Source organism: Pseudoalteromonas sp. P1-7a, assembly GCF_001401855.1.
In the GTDB taxonomy this organism is placed as follows: domain Bacteria; phylum Pseudomonadota; class Gammaproteobacteria; order Enterobacterales; family Alteromonadaceae; genus Pseudoalteromonas.
Genome location: NZ_LKDU01000018.1, coordinates 1 through 17,816 on the forward strand (window position 1 = coordinate 1; position 17,816 = coordinate 17,816).

Genomic DNA, 17,816 nt, shown 5'->3' on the forward strand with positions numbered 1-17,816 from the left:
CAGCAAATTAAAGAGCTAGTTAGCTTTTGTAATTTAGAGTGGCAAGCACAATGTATAGATTTTCATTTAAACACCGCGCCAGTATCTACAGCCAGTAAAGTACAAGTACGCCAACCACTTAACAACAAAGCAATCGGCCGTTGGAAGGCATTTAAGCCCCATACTGATGCAGCAGTTGAATACCTTTTAAGCCAAGGTATAAGTGTTGAATAAGCGTTTTATTTTACCGATGGGAGGATTTAAATAGGCGACTTGTGTAAGTGTAGGTCGGATAAGCGAAGCGCCATCCGACGCAGTAAAATACCTTGCAAATTATTATCTCATTTTATGTTGTCGAGTGGCTAGAGTGTCGCAACAGCAAACATTGAAATTACTTTTAAAAAACATCTGAATTGGACTGCTAAGCCACTAGAGCAGTCATTCAAGTTATTTCTGATCATTACCTAAAAATGTGAGAAACATAAGGTCCTCAAGCCTTACCTCTATGGCTCTAAAGAAGGAATAACAATAACTTAAAGTTATATGAAAGATATGTATAATAATTTGAATAATAAAAATAAATGGAATTAAATTTAATGAAAGCCGTACATTACTTCTCTTTTTTTACATGTTTTTACTTTCTTTTTCAAACAAGTGCATTTGCAAAAACTGACGTAAATATACAGATCAAAAAATCAGTGGAAACATTATCGCTTATATACACTACTGGCAGTCCTGCACAAAAAATTGCCTTCGTTAATAGCCCAAATGACTCACGTACCAAAAGGTGGAAACCTGTTAATAATGAATTTGAGGTTGTTTATGAAAAACATCAAGAGTTTATTCAACGAATAGATGGTAAAGCCTTTAATCATGTGCAACTGAGCTTAACACCAACTTATAAGCATTTACCTAAATCTTACGCACCAATAGCACCATTTTCAGACGGAGGTGTTCTAATTCATACGGGCCGTTTATTTGCATGCATCGACCTATGCTCGGATGATGATAATGGTTGGAAAATAAAAATAGAAGTAGAAGGTAATACCCATTTTATTGCCAATGGAAAAGTAAACCATCAATCCAAAAATTGGCTTGAGTATGATAATGGACAATACGTTTATATAGGACAACAAAAGCCAATAGATGAGCCAACGTTTTTAGCCATGATAGATCAAGGGTTGCCTGAAAAAATGAAGATGGAACTTAGTCAATCACTACCAAAAACAATGAAGTTCTTTGAATTACATTTAGGAAAAAATAGTAGTAGTGTTAAACCGATGCTATTTGCCTCATATTCAAATAAAAGGGGGAAAGATATTCAAGGGGGTGTTCTGCCTAATCAAGTGTTTATCCATTGGGATATGGATAACTTGGACAAAAAATTAAAAAAAGAAAACTTTATTAATAGAACTTTATGGATGTTTGCACATGAAGCTTCACATTTTTATCAAGATAGCGCTTCATTAGTAAGCGATAAATCTGAAAGCTGGATACATGAAGGTAATGCAGAGTGGTTATCCGCTATAGCCTTGCGGGAATTTTATCCCGAAATTATTGAGCCATTCATTAGTAAAAAGTTAAACCAAGCAAAATCAGATTGTACCAATGCTTTAACGAAATATTCATTAGAAGATGCAGCTAGGAAGGGTAATTACCGATCGTATTATCAATGTGGAATCATTATTCACTCTCTAATAGATAAAAAAACTCGCGAATTATCAAAAGGGAAACAATCTATTTTTGATGTTTGGAATGATTTTAAAGAACAAGGAAAAAACAAAGGTAAAACGGGTGCAGTAGGTTTTTGGGCTGTGACTGAAAAATATATTTCTAGCGATATGCTACAAGGACTAAAAAACTTAACTACGGATAAGTTAGCAGACCCTGAAAATTACATTAACCAATTAGAATCGTTATAAATGAGCATTCGTTGATCACTTATTTGAGTCAATCAAATGGCAGCGTTTTGTCAATTGCGGACATTAGTAAAGCCTCGTTAAGAGGCAAATGATATGTTGGTTAAAATAAACGACACAGGAATAAAAGCCAACTGTAATTTGCCCTGCTTTAACGACTCGTTAACGAGACGATTTTAAAAATGCGATTTTTCTGACCGTCTCTGACATAACTGATTTCCATACACTGGCCTTCAGTGATGAAGTTGTCGGTATGATCATCTCCAGTAAAATATAAACTTTGAGTGTAATTGCTAAATTGGAATTTTGTATTTTCGATTACGAACGTTTCCGTACGGTAGTTTGTTGGTGAAATCTCAGAATTGTAATGTTTCACGCATCCAACTACCACCTGATACTTTTTCTCATCAATGATTTGGCGTAAATGTGAAACTTTAAAGTAGCCAAAGATACAATCTGATACCAAAACGCAAGATAAAAAACCAAAACCCAAAAGAAACTTGTTGCTACTTATTTTTAAAATCTCTGAAATATATTGAGTAACATCAGAAAACTTAAATAATATAAATAAAATCAGTACTATTGGGAAAATAGGCAAAAGCTGAACTAAAGCAAGACCTATCTGAGTTTCAAAATATACATCTGAGTTCAATTTAGTCCTGCTAATAATTTAATAGTGCACTCATCGCGTATATTTCTACCGACGCCACGCTCGTTTTTCTACATAATATATGTTTTAACAAATAACCTAAGGTATTACTATCTCTAAGCTTTCTAAAATTTTAGGTAGAGTTAAATGAACCATTATGCACGCAACGCTCATAGCGGCCCTTTGAAGCCATTCAAAAAAGATTAAACTTTAAAGCTCTGCCTTAAAATAAGCATGCTCGTCGATATAATCTATCACTAATTCAAAATACTTCAGACCTGAACCACCCAATGCGCCATCAATTTTTTTGTCCATCATTGAAGACATAAACTCATGAAAGTTATTATCCTCTCTTCTTGTAAACCAAACAGGTCCAATACTTTGTTCGGCTATAATAACGAAAGGTACCTTAATCATAGCTTCCTCGGTGCCATGTTCGGCTTTTTCGATAACGTCCCAATCTGGGTTTCTGGCTTTCCAATTATCAAAAACACTAGCTGCGATAAAAGAAGTACCAACCACATTCGATTTACTCTGTATTTGTTTTTTTGCGGTATTAGTTAAAGTTGATGTTGCACCAGTATCTAACAACATTTGATACTCTATTCCTTGAACTTTTATACTCATTCTAGGAAATGCTGTGGTGTATTTTTGATGAGAGTCTTTTTGAAAACCCAATTTTACTTTTTTGAATTTGTTTAAGTTAACCTCATCAAGAGAATCAAGGATGAACATTGATTCAGTTACATAATCAATTTTAATAATTTTTTCTGCGTGCCATCGACCACCTAAAAAGCCATCAAACTGTTGCTCTTGTGATAGTTCTGCCTCAGGGGCTATAAACAAATACCCAGCCATAAAGTTTTCAAGCCCACCAATAGGTATTTCTGCTTCTGCTTTAAACTTAGGCATTTCTGACAAGATATACTCTTCGCCATCCGCTACTTTTATGATTGTTGGCCAATTGTATTGCTGGTGAAGTTCTTTTGAAATGGCATTCCATCCACCGCCGGTATCTGTAAAAAATCTTAGCTTTTTGCCACTAGTAAGTTCCGGGATTAAAATTATACGATTATTATCAAATTGGGTAGGGAGCTGTTGCTCAGCTAAAAGCTGTAAAGGAGCCAAAACTAAGGTAATTGAAAAAAGTATTAACTTCATACTATTCATTGATCTTCCATGACTTTTTTATAATTTATGATACTAGCGTTTGACCATTGTAAGTGTAAAGGCTTGATTAATCTCGTTTCACTTTTAGCTACATATTAGGCATATAAACAAAGAAATACAATAAAGTTAATTTCTCACACCACAACGCTTATTTACTTTTGTGTCGGTTCAACCTCTAATAATGTCGATTCAGATAAACATTAATGAAGCTGGTTAAAAAACTCGCTAAATTTCTTATCAACAAAACGCCAAATATCTATTTTGATAAGGAATATAGTCATGAACATTATTACAAAAACAGTTATCGCACTGAGTTTAGCAAGCCACTTTAGTGCGCACGCCATTGACCTGCGGGTCGACAACATTCGTTTATACCAAAGTAGTTCGCAAAGCTTTTCTAAGCCGAGTTCGCTTTATATTGACGATGGTAAAATTGTAAGCATTACTAAAACGACCGACCCACTACAAAACGCTGACAATACTATTAATGCCAACAACCAGTATGCAATACCCGGTTTAATTGATTTACATGTTCATTTGGGCTCATCGGGCAGTAACTTTACTGAGTTTCAGTATTTGCCGGTTAAATCGCACTTTAATTCTAATTTATATTTAGGCGTAACAAATATTGTTGATTTGTTTTCGTTTGAGCAAACCCTAAACGAAGCCGCGCAATTAAAAGCAACACAAGTGACCCCTAACCTTTTTTATGCAGGTACTTTGTTTACCAACCCTGGCGGACATGGCACGCAGTTTGGCGGCCAAGCTTACGAAATTGCAAAAGATGAAGACATAGCAGCGCTATGGCAAAAACATATAAGTACTAATCCACATGTGACTAAAGCTGTTATAGAAACTTTTGGCGGTGTGGGTAAATCGTTAACTGATAGCCAGTTAAGCGAATTAGGTAAGCGCTCTAAAGCCGCTAATTTACCGTATTTTGTGCATGTTTCTACACTAGATGATGCTAAACGCGCTATTAAAGCGGGTGCAACGGCTTTAGCCCACGGTATTAATAGCGAAGCGATTGACGATGAGTTTATTACGCTTATGAAAAAGCATAACGTAACCTACATTCCTACCCTTGCGGTGTATCATAACCATAGCGATGAAAAGCATAATCATACTATTAGCTTACAAAAAGAGTTACTAAAAACCATTCCCGAAAAGCTTCAAGGGTGTTTGTTTGAAAACGTGCCTGCACCTTCAAAATGGAAAGAGCACGCGTGGGATGAACGTAAAACCGCTTATACAAATATACAAAAATTACATAAAGCTAATATCACTATTGGCACAGGCTCTGATGCCGGAAACCCTTACACGCTGCACGGTACTGGGTTACACAACGAGTTAGATGCACTTAAAAAAGCGGGCCTAACAAATGGTGAAATAATTAATGCGTCAACGGTTAACGGCGCAAAGGCTATTAATAAAGCCAATAGCATTGGCAAGCTGGCTAAAGGCTTTGAGGCAAGCTTTGTACTGCTTAAGCAAAACCCGCTTGATGATATAAACCATATTCACACTATCTCAGAGGTTTACAAATCAGGTATACAAGTAGACCGCCCAGCGCTTATTGCTCAAAACAAAGCCATAAAGCCAAAAGGCCCTGCTTGTAATGAAGTAATAAAAAGCAGCCAAGCGCAGCATGTTATTGATGATTTTACCGGTGATACACCATGGCAAGCCTTGAGCGACTCGGTTATGGGTGGTCAGTCTGTGGCAACACTTACTACGCATAAAAACAGCTTAACCATAGATACAACCATTACAAAACCAACCAGCTTTGGCGCGTGGGCAGGCGCTGAAATAAAATTTACATCGCCGGTTGATGCCTCTGCATTTAAAGGTATTCGATTAACCTATAAAGGTTCAACCACGCCTTTTGCTATGTCTGTTTATCATAGTGATGTAAAAGATTGGGATCACTTTAGTGTACTTTTAAAGCCGCGGGATGAGTGGACAACGCTTGATATTCCCTTTTCTACTTTTAAACAATTCGGCTTTGGTAGTCCCGTTACGTGGTCGGCCACTCAATTAACTGGGGTTAACTTAATGTGGCGTAAAATGCCAGGCACAAGCAATGAGCCACTAAAAAATACTTTACAAATCAGCGAGCTAACTTACTTTTAAATACGATGCAGTCAAAACACAAAGTCTTTGGGTTTTGACTGTTTTTTGTTATGGTTTAATCACTTACAAAAAGAAGCACCTATTATGCTCAAACATCCTTTCTATAAATACAGCTTTTTTATTCTACTTATAATAGATATTGCTTATGCCATTGGGCTCATAATTGCTAACTCTGCACCTTTTACTGCGGGTAGTGCACTTGCTGCTACCGTGTGGTTTGTTACTTTTTACTGGGTGCCGGTATGGAGTGCGGCAGCGGTTATTTTTTACATGCGCAATAAGCATATTCATAAAATAGCGTTTGAATGGGTAATTGCGGTTGTGTTTATGGCACTCGGTAATGTACTTACTGATACAGTGCTCACTGCGCTTTTTGAAGGGCATAAATCCATGGGGGTATTTGTTGTATTTAACGGCTTACTTTGGGGCTCGTGTATTTACTTTACCAGTATTTTTATTGAGAGCAAAAAGCGCGCAACAGCCGAAAAACACGCACTTAAACAAGCCCAACTTGCTACATTGCGCTACCAGTTAAACCCACATTTTATGTTTAATAGCTTAAATACAATTTCGGCTTATATTCATACAAAGCCCGATTTAGCCGATGAAGTACTGCATGAACTGGCTGATATTTTAAGGTACTCGCTTGATACTGCCGAGCAACAGCAAATACCTTTACAACAAGAGCTGACAATAATAGAAAAGTACCTAAATATTGAAAAAGCACGCTTTGGCGATAAGCTACAGGTTAATTACCACATTCCTAGTACGCTTAAAAACATATCGCTACCACCGCTGCTTATTCAGCCCATAATTGAAAACGCCATTAAACATAATGCCAAACAAACGTCGTTAATACTTAATATAACGCTCAGTGAGCTGCCTAACGGCGTTAAAATACAAATTAGCGATAATGGTAAAGGGTTTTCGAGCGAGGTAATAAAACACGGGCATGGCAGTGGTGTAGGGATGAAAAACATACTAAAACGCGTTAAACAACTTGGCAAAAGTAAGGTATTCCTCAGCAATAATAATGGTGCAGTGGTTACGTTGGAGCTAACACTATGAGCAATAAAAGCCAGCCAAATACAGCCGCTAAAATGCGCGTATTATTTGCTGATGACGAGCTTCCCGCTCGCGAAAAATTAAGCCATCAATTAAGCTTAATGGAGCATGTTGATGTAGTGGGTATGGCTACAAATGGTAAAGAGGCCATAACATTAATAAATGAGCTAAAGCCTGATGTGGTATTACTTGATATACAAATGCCTGAAATTAACGGCTTAGAACTTATTGATTTACTTAACTACCAGCCCATTATTATTTACACAACCGCGTATGACCAATTTGCGATTGAAGCGTTTGAGCACGCCTCAACAGATTACTTACTAAAACCTTTTCCTATTGCTCGGTTAAAAAAAGCACTCGCCAAAGCGCAGCAGCAACTTGAGCAACAGCGTGCCCACTGCCAAGTTAACAGCCAAGAACACGAGCAAACCTTTGCATTAACCGAAAACACATTAAATAAGTTAATTAGTAAAAGTGGTGAGCGTATATTTTTACTCTCCCCAGGTGACATTAAATTTATTAAATCGGAGCGAGGTAATAGTTTGGCATGGAATGGCGACACATTGCATCATTTAAGCGATACGCTCGACCAGCTTGAACATGCCTTAGTAGCAAAAAACTTTGTGCGAATTCATCGAAGTTATTTGGTTAACGTTGACCACATTAAAGAAATACAACGTTGGTTTAACGGTAAGCTAATGGTGATTGTAAATGATGATATTAAATCTGAGCTAAGCACAAGCAGAGCCGGTGCCGATAAACTAAAGCAATTACTACACATTTAACGTATCTAAAAATGCGTTACTGATCATTGCTCGAATACACACTTAAAATAGGAAACTTATATTCCGCAAACGATACCGTTACCGACTGTGTTTGGTTGCCATTAAAGCCTAACTTAAATTCATTGGGTGTTAGCCTGCTGCCATCTGCAAACAGCGCTAATAAATGATCCTGATTAAGTTCACGCTTGCCAGAGGCTAAATTAGTAAGGGTAATAACCGCCCAACGCTCCCCTTCTTCGTTGCTCATAAGTACATAGTTTACAATTGAAAAGTCAGACTTTTTAGGCGTTATATTGTTATCGTTTGGAAACGACAACTGCATACTATTTGGTATGGCTCGGTCTACGTTTAGTACATTATTTTGCGCTGCAAACACATTGGCGCAAAGTATTAATAAAAATAATAAGCTAAAGACAATTTTTGCCACACTTAAAGTCCTTTTAAATTTAGATGCTTGATTAAAATTTATACTCGCAGTTTTTACCTATTATGTAAACACTCTATTAAAAGCTCAGTAAATTAACTAAGCCCTCATTCAGTGTCACCCCATTAGTATTAATACTTTGCGGCACGTTAATAAACACACGGTTATTAAACAGGAGTAAATTACATGGCAACCACACCTAAAAATTCACATGAGGTTAGTAACGCGCAATCGGCTTTATTAAACCCAGAGCACAGCATTCAAGTACGAGGCGCGCGTGTTCATAACTTAAAAGATGTGGATGTAAACTTGCCCCGTAATTCACTTGTTGTTTTTACCGGTATATCAGGCTCGGGTAAATCATCGCTCGCCTTTGGAACATTGTTTGCCGAATCGCAACATCGCTATCTTGATTCGGTATCCCCTTATGCACGCAGATTAATAGACCAAGTAGACGAGCCTGATGTAGATTCAATTGAAGGGCTGCCACCCGCGGTAGCCCTGCAACAACAACGTGGTGCACCCTCGGTACGCTCATCGGTAGGGAGTGTGACCACTATTTCTAACGCGCTGCGAATGCTTTACTCACGCGCAGGCGAATACCCCAATGGGCAAAGCATACTGTACGCCGATGCGTTTTCGCCTAATACGCCACAAGGCGCCTGCCCAGAATGCCACGGTATTGGCCGTGTATTTAACGTAACCGAAGAGCTGTTAGTGCCCGACCCTACTAAATCAATTAAAGAGCGCGCTATAGCCGCATGGCCGCCAGCTTGGCAAGGTAAAAACCTAAGCCGTATTCTCACCTCGTTAGGCTACGATATTAGTAAACCGTGGAATACCCTGCCTAAAAAAGCCCGTGATTGGATTTTGTTTACCGACGACACACCCACAGTGCCCGTGTTTCCTGAGTACACGCTTGAACAAACCCAAGCGGCGATTAAAAATGAAGAAAGCCCTAGCTACATGGGTACATTTACAAGTGCTAAACGCTTTGTTTTACAATCGTTTGCCAGTACGCAAAGCCCACGCACTAAAAAGCGCGTATCGCAGTATATGCAAATATCACAATGCCCGCAGTGCGAAGGTAAAAAGCTTAAAAAAGAGTCGTTATCGGTTAAAGTTTCGGGCCTTGATATAGGTGAGATTTCGCAATTAACACTCAATGAGCTGGCAGATAAATTAAGATTTGCCGTTAATAACCCCGCTAAAAGTAACGCAGCAAACCCCGAAAAAGCCATAGTTGCAAAGCGTATAGCAGGCGACATTCTTAAACGCGTAGAAGCACTCACCAAACTTGGTTTAGGGTATTTATCGCTTGAGCGCACCACTCCATCGTTATCGCCGGGTGAATTACAACGCTTAAGGCTTGCAACGCAAATTCGCTCAAAATTATTTGGCGTTGTGTATGTGTTAGATGAACCTTCGGCAGGTTTACACCCTGCCGATACACAAGCTTTATTAGCCGCATTAGATGAACTAATAGCCGCTGGTAACTCAGTGTTTGTAGTTGAGCACGACGAAAGTGTTATTCGCCATGCCGATTGGGTGGTTGATGTAGGGCCAAATGCGGGCTCCCGTGGCGGTAATATTGTTTATAGCGGCCCTGTTGAGGGCTTAAAGCAAATTAGCAGCTCACACACGAGCCAATACTTATTTAAAAATAACGAATCTCAGCAAGCTCAATTACAAGGTAAACAACGCCCAGCAAAAGCATGGCTTAAGCTTAAAAATGTTGAGCGTAATAACTTACAAAAGCTTAATGTAGAATTTCCGCTTGGGGTTATTACAAGTGTTACAGGAGTCTCTGGCTCAGGTAAATCAAGCTTAGTAAGCCAAGCGCTTGTTGAGCTGGTTTACGATGCACTAGGGCAAAAATTGCAGCCACAAATACCTACCGATGAAGCCGAACTGCTCGAGCAAGAGCTCGATATAACAACCGGCGGGCAAATAACTGGGGGCATTGAGCACATAAAGCGCCTAATAACGGTTGATCAAAAAGCCATTGGTCGCACACCTCGCTCAAATCTTGCAACTTATACGGGTTTGTTCGATCACGTACGTAAACTGTTTGCCAATACCAAAGAGGCAAAAGCTCGTAAGTACGACGCAGGCCGTTTTTCGTTTAATGTTAAAAAAGGACGCTGCGAAAATTGCGAAGGCGTAGGCTTTGTAAGCGTAGAGCTGTTATTTTTACCTAGCGTGTATTCGCCTTGCCCTGTGTGTAACGCCAAGCGCTACAACCAAAAAACACTCGAGATTACCTATAAAGATAAAACCATTGCCGATGTACTTAATTTAACCGTTGAGTCTGCGCATACATTTTTTGCCGATGAACCCGCTATTTTACGTGCGCTCAATGCGCTTTTACAAGTGGGCCTTGGCTATTTACGTTTAGGCCAACCTGCTACTGAGCTTTCGGGCGGCGAGGCCCAGCGCATCAAACTTGCCACAGAGTTGCAACGCACACAGCGCGGCGATACGCTTTATATTTTAGATGAACCAACCACAGGCCTACACCCAAAAGATGTAGCTATGCTAATGACGCAGCTAAATGGCTTAGTTGATGCGGGCAACACCGTCATTATGGTTGAGCACGATATGCAAGTAGCCAGTAACAGTGATTGGGTTATTGATATAGGCCCAGGTGCGGGCGACGAAGGCGGAGTAATAGTTGCACAAGGTAAACCTGAAAGCGTCGCTAAATCCCCAAAAAGTAAAACGGCACCATTTTTAAAAGCGCAGTTAAATGACGCACGCGCTAATTAAAATGTTAAAAGCAATATGCATAATATAAAAAGAGCCTAGGGCTCTTTTTATTAGTCTAAGGCTAACCAAACGCCTACAAGCATCATTAAACTGCCTGCTATACGGTTCATCCATTTAATATTATCGCCTCGGGCTAAAAACAGACGCAGGCTTTTACCACCCGTTGCGTAAGCTAACATGCTTACAAATTCGGTTACCATAATTACGCTAAGTAAAATCACTAATTGTGGCGCAACGGCCTGATCAACATTAATAAACGGTGGGAGTAGTGAAATCATAAACGCCCATCCTTTAGGGTTAGCAACAGCGGTAATAAACCCTTGCGTAAAAAGCGACTGCCTACTTACATCGGTTGGGCTGTGTGTATTAACCGACATTTTACCTTTAGCGCGCCACATATTTACGCCAATATAAATTAAGTACGCGCCGCCTACCCACTTTAGAATAGCAAACGCATCAGGGTAATTTAGCATTACACTTGCTACACCGAGTACCGCAGCAACGGCAACGGTTGCTACGCCTAATAGCTCACCTATCATCATCCATAAGGTTCGGCGCACACCTATGCTCATGCCGAGTGTCATGGCAAGGGTCATACACATACCTGGAGTAATAGACACAAAAAAGAACGTTGGAATAAAAACCGCAAGTGCTGCTACATCAATCATTAAATTACCTTGTATTAAAAACAAAAAACGCGGCTATAAGTAGCCGCGTTGCTGCTTACTTATGTGATTACTCTTGCCCAGTACTTGCCACTGGCTCAGTAATTACTTCTACTGGCTCTGCTGTATCATTTAACAAATACTTATCTAGCCACTGCTCTTGTTCCCACAGTACATGTAATAAACTTTTACGTGCGCGGTAGCCGTGGGCTTCGTAAGGAAGCATTACTAAACGAGCGTCTTTACCTAGGCCTTTAAGCGCAGCGTACATACGCTCACTTTGCATTGGGAAGGTGCCCGAATTCGGATCTTCTTGACCATGGATCATCAGCATTGGCTCATTGATTTTTTCAGCGTGAAAAAACGGCGACATATTAGCGTATACACTTTGAGCTTGCCAAAAATCACGTTCTTCACCCTGAAAACCAAACGGCGTTAACGTACGGTTATACGCGCCACTGCGGGCAATACCGGTTTTAAATAAATCGCTATGTGCTAATAGGTTTGCCACCATAAATGCACCGTACGAATGCCCTGCTATAGCTATTTTGTTTTTATCGGCAACACCTTTTTTAACCAATACATCAACCGCTGCTTGTGCACTTGATACTAACTGTTTTCTAAAGTTATCGTTTGGTTCACTGCCATCAATGCCTACAATCGGCATTTTAGGGTCGTCAAATACGGCAATACCTTTTGCAAGGTAAGGCATAGGGCCCCAATAGCCAATGTAGGTAAATTCGTATGGCGACTCACGCACTTGTGATGCTACGGCTTTATCTTTGTATTCAAGCGGGTATGCCCACATAAGTACGGGTAACGGGCCTTGGGTTACATCGTAACCTGGCGGTAAATAAAGCGTGCCAGAAAGCTCAACGCCGTCATCACGTTTGTAACGTAGCTGCTCTTTTGTTACGCCTTTAAATGCAGGGTACGGATGAGCAAAGTTAGTTAGTTGGGTAAGTGTATCGTTATCTAAATCACGAATAAAAAAGTTAGGTTGCTCGGTTTTAGACTCGCGCACAGTTATAAAGCGCTCGCCTTCGTCGTCAAGCAATGCACGAACGCGCTCGTAGTATGGCGCTTGTGACTGCCATAAACGCTTGCTGCTATTTGTTTTTACATCGTACCTGTCTAAAAACGGAATATTACCTTGCTCTGATGCGCCATTGCCGCGCAGGTACATATAGCGCCCACCAACAATTTTAATCACGTTGGCGCCTAAATCGTTGCGCTCGTATATAAAGCTACCTGGGTTTTTATACGCATCGTTATAGCTTCGCTCTGAAAACAGCACGCGGTTTTTATCGGCATTACGCGGTTGAATAACAAATGTGCGTACTTGGCGGTCGCTAAAGCGCCAATCAACAAGCATGGCAACATTTTGGTTCCCCCACTCAATACCTGCAAAACGGCGCTCTACTTTAGCAAATAATTTAGGCTCGCGTTTAAATGGCGCACGTAAGCTGTAAATATAATCATGGTGCTTAACATCGGTTTTCATGTCACCGCCATCTTGCGCCTCGGCCCAAATAACTTCAGCGCCTTGATCCGCGCGCCATTCAAAGTTGCGTCGGCCAGTGCGGACACTGTCGTAGCCTTGTGGAATGTTATCGGCAAGCGGTTGTTTTACAAGTTCGGCTAATGCGTAACCGCGCATTCCCCATATTTGCCACGTACTGGCAAAACGGCTGTAAGGTACTTGATACGAAAACGGCTCGTTTATCGCAGCAACTAATATATTGGTTGAATCTGGCGATACCGAAAACGATTTAAATAACGCTGGGCTACCAATAGCTTGTGTATTGCCATCAAGCGTTACATAAGCTAATTGCCCTTGGCCGTAAAATTTAAACTGTGCTTCGTCAAACGGGCTGGTTAATAAGTTTTGATAGGTACGCGCGGGGGCTTTTTCGCCGGTACTTTGCTGTATAACCGGCACTACATTTTGACTGCTGTTTTTTAACGCGGGTTTATCTATATTAACTGCTAAATTTGCCACAAGTGCGCTGCTATCGGGTAGCCATTGGTAAGGCGTAGCGGTAATAACCGAGTTAAGCGCTGCGTTTGAGAGCATTTTTGCTTGTTTTGTTTCTACACTGTAAAGCCATAAATTTGCTTGGCTTTGTTGCTCTACAACAAACGCTAAATATTTACTATTAGATGACCATTTAGGCGAGCGAATAATACCGTTTGGTAAATTGTTAATATTAATAACGGTGCCGCTTTGCACGTGCTTTAGCTCAACTGCGCTGTATTTTGCGCTAACACGTGAACGCGAAAAGTTAGTCGGGTTAAGTTTAATACCCGCAAGTTTGAGCTCATCTTTGGCAAGCTCATCTAGTGTTACTACGCGCTTTCGCTCAAATAAAGCAAGCCACTGGCCATCGCTCGATAAAAAACTAGTCGGTGCTAATTTGGCATCTACCACAGCAGCAAGCTCTGGCGAAGGTGTTTGATAGCCTTGCTCAGCATAACTGCTTGGCATTATTACAACACAACAAATAAAGGCAACTAACAGCCTAAATGCGTTCATGTTTTTATCCTTTTGTTATTTTTAAGATTATAAAAGGTATATAAACATGTTTTGCCCTGTTCATAAAGTATTAAGCTTTAAATTGCAGGGCTAAAAGATGACTTAAATGCATTATTTACGCTACACTACGCAGCTATTTACTCATTACTGTGCGCTTAAAATTCCATGCCTAATAAAGCTAAATCGGTCACTATTTTTGATGTTGCTCACCACGCGGGGGTGTCTAAATCGACTGTGTCGCTGGTGCTTACGCACAGCAATAAGGTAGCCGATAAAAGCAAACAAAAAGTGTTACAAGCCATTGAAGAGCTAGGCTATGTGTATAATCGTGATGCTGCAGCTATGCGCTCTGGGCGCACTAACTTAGTGGTTGTAGTAATTGACAATTTAACAAACCCGCTTATGGCATTGCTTGCTAAAAATATAGAGCAGGCTTTAAGCGAGGCTTTTTTTCAAGCCATTATTGTTAGTAGTAACAACAGCGTAGAGCGCCAAACGCAGCTAATAAATAATTTAAAAGAATACAAAGTAGCTGCATTTATAATTTGCCCTGTGGAAAATACCTGTGCACAGTGGCTCGACAACCTTACTACTGCCTACCCTGTCATTAGCCTAATGCACGAAGTGGCCTACAGCTCAGCCCCGTGTGTTTTGCCCGACTACACTAAAGCAAGCCACCTAGTCACATTGCAGCTAATAAATGAGTCGCCTAAAAACATGCTGTTTATAGGGGATGAAAGCTTATCGGCACAGGCTTTATTAAGTGGCTTTAATAGCGCGTGTCAAAAACACAATATAACCCCCGAGCCTGCAATTACGTGCACAAAAAGCACCCCATTACATGCTAAGCAAGTATTTAGTAACACATTACTTAATAAGCCGAGTATTGACGCGGTAGTATGCGCTAACACTGTTATTGCACATGGCGTTTTAATCGCCGCCCCGCATTTAAAAAACAGTATAGTGAGTTGCTTACATATTCCTGATATTACCGAAATGCAGCCTCGCTTTACTAGCGCTAATATAAGCACACAAGAGCTTGCTAAGCGCAGTATTTTAGTGCTGCAAGAACAACTCCAAACACACACAGCACCAGTAAAAACGCTGGTAAATGTAAACCTTCAAATTAGAGAAACACCGTAATGAAAAAAGTGCTGGTAATTGGTTACGTATGGCCAGAACCAAATTCGTCTGCTGCGGGTACGCACATGATGTCGTTATTAAACGCGTTTAAAGCGCAAAATTGGCAAGTAGAATTTGCCACCCCAGCACAACGCACCGAGCACATGGTAAACCTAGACGAGTACGGTATTACCAGCCAAAGCATAGCCCTAAACTGCGAAAGCTTTGATGAGTACGTTAAAGCGTACAATCCAGATATAGTGATGTTTGACCGCTTTATGATGGAAGAGCAATTTGGCTGGCGTGTAGACAAACATTGCCCTAATGCCATTAAAATTCTCGATACAGAAGATTTACAATGCCTACGAAATGCGCGCCACGAAGCGCATAAAGGCGAGCGCGAGTTTACCACCAACGATTTACATTCCGACATAGCAAAACGCGAAATAGCGGCTATTTTGCGCTGCGACCTCAGCTTAATTATTTCAAGCTACGAAATGGAATTGCTCAATAGTGTATTTAAGGTCGAACCAAGCTTATTACACCATTTACCGTTTATGGTCGATTTAAGTGCATTACCTAAAACCACAAAAAGCTTTGATGAACGCGCGCACTTTATGACCATAGGTAACTTTAGACATGCCCCCAACTGGGACGCCGTGCTGTATTTACAAAAAATATGGCCGCTTATTCGCAAGCAACTACCAAAAGCCGAGCTACACATTTATGGCTCTTATCCGCCCCCAAAAGCAACTGCACTTAATAACCCTAAAACAGGGTTTTTAATAAAAGGCTGGGCCGACGACGCCTATAAGGTAATGCAAAGCGCACGCGTGTGTTTAGCACCGCTTCGTTTTGGCGCAGGTATAAAAGGCAAGCTGCTAGAAGCGATGATAATGCAAACGCCCAGCGTTACCACAAATATTGGTGCAGAGGGAATGCACAACGATTTACCCTGGCCTGGTAAAGTGGCTAATAATACCGACGATTTTGCAAATGCAGCCGTTGAGCTTTACACCAATCAAGCCGATTTTGAACACGCGCAACAAGCTGGCAAAACACTACTTAATACCCTGTACGACAAAGTAAAATTAAGCACGGGGTTAATTAATAAAATTGACTCAATAAGCAAGGATTTAAAAGCGCACAGGGAAAAAAACTTCACAGGACAAATGTTAAAACACCATACTATGCGCAGTACGCAATATATGGCGCAATGGATTGCTGAAAAAAATAAAAAATTAGATTAAAAATGACTAGACTCCTACAAATTTGTGTTTAAAATCGCGCCCATTACAAATGGGCGTTTTAGCCTATACTTTTAGCTAATTTATTTACTCACTGGTCCATACAAGATTTGAAAACTGCAACCTTTACTGAAAAGCGCAAATTTATCGTTAAATTAGGTAAAATGCTACACAAGTACGGCACCCCTGCGTACCGTTTAGAAGCACACTTAATGGAAGTGGCCACCTACTTAGGGCTTAAATCGTCTTTTGTTATGTCGCCAACTTCAGTAACGTTTGTAATTTGGACTGATGGCCACGAAGACGAATATACCCACGTGGCACGCGTAGACCCGGGCGATCACGACTTAGGCTCACTAGCCGATACCGACGATTTGGTAAATCAAATGCTCGACGACAAGCTCACTTTACAAGAGGTTGATGCCCAGCTTGATGCCATTTACGACATGCCAAATCCGTACAACAAACTCGTAACCGGTATTGCGTTTGCAACGTCGGGTGGCGCGTTTGCTATGTTAATGGGCACCAGTTGGACAGACGTTATTTGGTCTGGGTTACTCACCTTAGTTGTATATTTATTTGTGTTATGGTCAAGTCGCTCTAAACGTGTTGCACATATGCTTGAGCCACTTGTAGCCATTATTTCAGCTATATTAGCTTGTGCGGTAAGTGTGTATATAACCCCCGAAATTAATATACGTTTAGTGGTGCTTTCAGCCATTATTGTATTTATACCAGGCCTAGCCCTTGCACTTGGTTTAGCCGAACTTGCAGCTAGGCATTTGGTGTCGGGAACTGCGCGGGTAATGGACTCGTTTATGCTATTGTTTAAATTGTACTTTGGTGCATTTATTGGCATAGGCATTGGCTTTGCCATTTTTGGCCAAGCAGACTTTGTGCAACCTGAGTCTCTTCCTAAATGGACTGCTTGGCTAGCAATACTTCTGCTTTGTAGCAGCTTAGTTGTTATATTTAGAACTAAAATTAAGCATGCGGGCTGGTCTATTGCATCTGGTTTTATAGCCTATGGCACGAGTATTGGCTCAGCAATGTACCTTGATTATACGTTAGGTACATTTGTTGGTGCGCTCTCGGTTGGTGTATTTAGTAACTTATTTAATCGCGTTGCAAATGCCCCAGCCTCCATTGTTGCCATGCAGGGCTTAATTGTACTGGTACCCGGCAGTAAAACTTATATTGGCTTAAACTCGCTTATTGAAGGCCAAGATTTTGTTTATGCTGAACATATAGGCCAGCAAACGTTTTTAATATTTATGTCGCTTGTAGCAGGGCTCATATTTGCAAACGTGGCTTTACCGCCTAAAAAAAGCTTATAAACTCGTTACAACT

General features: G+C 40.6%; 13 protein-coding genes and 1 pseudogene. 9 read left to right on the forward strand and 5 right to left on the reverse strand.

Features of this window, described 5'->3' with window-relative positions; all coding sequences use genetic code 11:
- Together AN389_RS12005 and AN389_RS12010 are read left to right on the forward strand one after the other, a co-directional pair.
- Positions 1–213, forward strand: a pseudogene (locus AN389_RS12005) (sulfotransferase family protein); the annotation flags it as partial.
- Between the two features lie 362 nt (positions 214–575).
- On the forward strand, positions 576–1,901 hold the full coding sequence (locus AN389_RS12010) for a hypothetical protein (protein WP_055019871.1): 1,326 nt from the start codon (positions 576–578) through the stop codon (positions 1,899–1,901).
- Positions 1,902–2,049: 148 nt separating this feature from the next.
- On the opposite strand, the gene AN389_RS12015 is transcribed toward AN389_RS12010, so the two are convergent.
- Both AN389_RS12015 and AN389_RS12020 read right to left on the reverse strand, forming a co-directional pair.
- On the reverse strand, positions 2,050–2,550 hold the full coding sequence (locus tag AN389_RS12015) for a hypothetical protein (RefSeq protein WP_055019872.1): 501 nt from the start codon (positions 2,548–2,550) through the stop codon (positions 2,050–2,052).
- A gap of 207 nt (positions 2,551–2,757) precedes the next feature.
- The gene (locus AN389_RS12020; RefSeq protein ID WP_055019873.1) at positions 2,758–3,717 is read right to left on the reverse strand and encodes a hypothetical protein; all 960 of its coding nucleotides are present in this window, start codon (positions 3,715–3,717) and stop codon (positions 2,758–2,760) included.
- 279 nt (positions 3,718–3,996) lie between these two features.
- Here AN389_RS12020 and AN389_RS12025 point away from each other — a divergent pair, with 279 nt between their 5' ends.
- Genes AN389_RS12025 through AN389_RS12035 form a run of 3 tightly spaced genes read left to right on the forward strand, consistent with a single transcriptional unit; the run spans position 3,997 to position 7,703 of the window.
- Positions 3,997–5,850 carry a CIA30 family protein gene (locus AN389_RS12025; protein ID WP_055019874.1) on the forward strand — a complete coding sequence of 618 codons (1,854 nt, stop codon included), beginning with the start codon at positions 3,997–3,999 and terminating at the stop codon, positions 5,848–5,850.
- A gap of 27 nt (positions 5,851–5,877) precedes the next feature.
- Positions 5,878–6,918 (forward strand): histidine kinase, encoded by a 1,041-nt coding sequence (locus AN389_RS12030; protein ID WP_055014475.1) that lies wholly within the window; start codon positions 5,878–5,880, stop codon positions 6,916–6,918.
- Positions 6,915–7,703 (forward strand): LytTR family DNA-binding domain-containing protein, encoded by a 789-nt coding sequence (locus AN389_RS12035; RefSeq protein WP_055019875.1) that lies wholly within the window; start codon positions 6,915–6,917, stop codon positions 7,701–7,703. Before AN389_RS12030 ends, AN389_RS12035 begins: the two co-directional genes overlap by 4 nt.
- A gap of 16 nt (positions 7,704–7,719) precedes the next feature.
- Here AN389_RS12035 and AN389_RS12040 read toward each other — a convergent pair whose 3' ends face one another.
- On the reverse strand, positions 7,720–8,130 hold the full coding sequence (locus AN389_RS12040; RefSeq protein ID WP_055014477.1) for a hypothetical protein: 411 nt from the start codon (positions 8,128–8,130) through the stop codon (positions 7,720–7,722).
- Positions 8,131–8,313: 183 nt separating this feature from the next.
- On the opposite strand from AN389_RS12040, the gene uvrA reads away from it, so the two are divergent.
- A complete protein-coding gene (uvrA, locus tag AN389_RS12045; protein WP_055019876.1) occupies positions 8,314–10,896 on the forward strand; it encodes an excinuclease ABC subunit UvrA in 2,583 nt (860 codons plus the stop codon).
- A 50-nt stretch (positions 10,897–10,946) separates the two neighbouring features.
- Here the strand turns inward: uvrA and AN389_RS12050 are convergent, their stop codons facing one another.
- Together AN389_RS12050 and AN389_RS12055 are read right to left on the reverse strand one after the other, a co-directional pair.
- Positions 10,947–11,564 carry a LysE family translocator gene (locus tag AN389_RS12050; protein ID WP_055017438.1) on the reverse strand — a complete coding sequence of 206 codons (618 nt, stop codon included), beginning with the start codon at positions 11,562–11,564 and terminating at the stop codon, positions 10,947–10,949.
- A 67-nt stretch (positions 11,565–11,631) separates the two neighbouring features.
- On the reverse strand, positions 11,632–14,097 hold the full coding sequence (locus AN389_RS12055; RefSeq protein WP_055019877.1) for a prolyl oligopeptidase family serine peptidase: 2,466 nt from the start codon (positions 14,095–14,097) through the stop codon (positions 11,632–11,634).
- 165 nt (positions 14,098–14,262) lie between these two features.
- Here AN389_RS12055 and AN389_RS12060 point away from each other — a divergent pair, with 165 nt between their 5' ends.
- The 3 genes from AN389_RS12060 (at position 14,263) to AN389_RS12070 (ending at position 17,803) form a co-directional block, all read left to right on the forward strand.
- Entirely contained in the window at positions 14,263–15,240 is a 978-nt protein-coding gene (locus AN389_RS12060) for a LacI family DNA-binding transcriptional regulator (protein ID WP_055019878.1), read from the forward strand.
- A complete protein-coding gene (locus tag AN389_RS12065; RefSeq protein WP_055019879.1) occupies positions 15,240–16,469 on the forward strand; it encodes a glycosyltransferase in 1,230 nt (409 codons plus the stop codon). The genes AN389_RS12060 and AN389_RS12065 overlap by 1 nt, the downstream gene beginning before the upstream one ends.
- 107 nt (positions 16,470–16,576) lie before the next feature.
- Entirely contained in the window at positions 16,577–17,803 is a 1,227-nt protein-coding gene (locus AN389_RS12070; RefSeq protein WP_082430556.1) for a threonine/serine exporter ThrE family protein, read from the forward strand.
- Positions 17,804–17,816 lie beyond the last annotated feature (13 nt).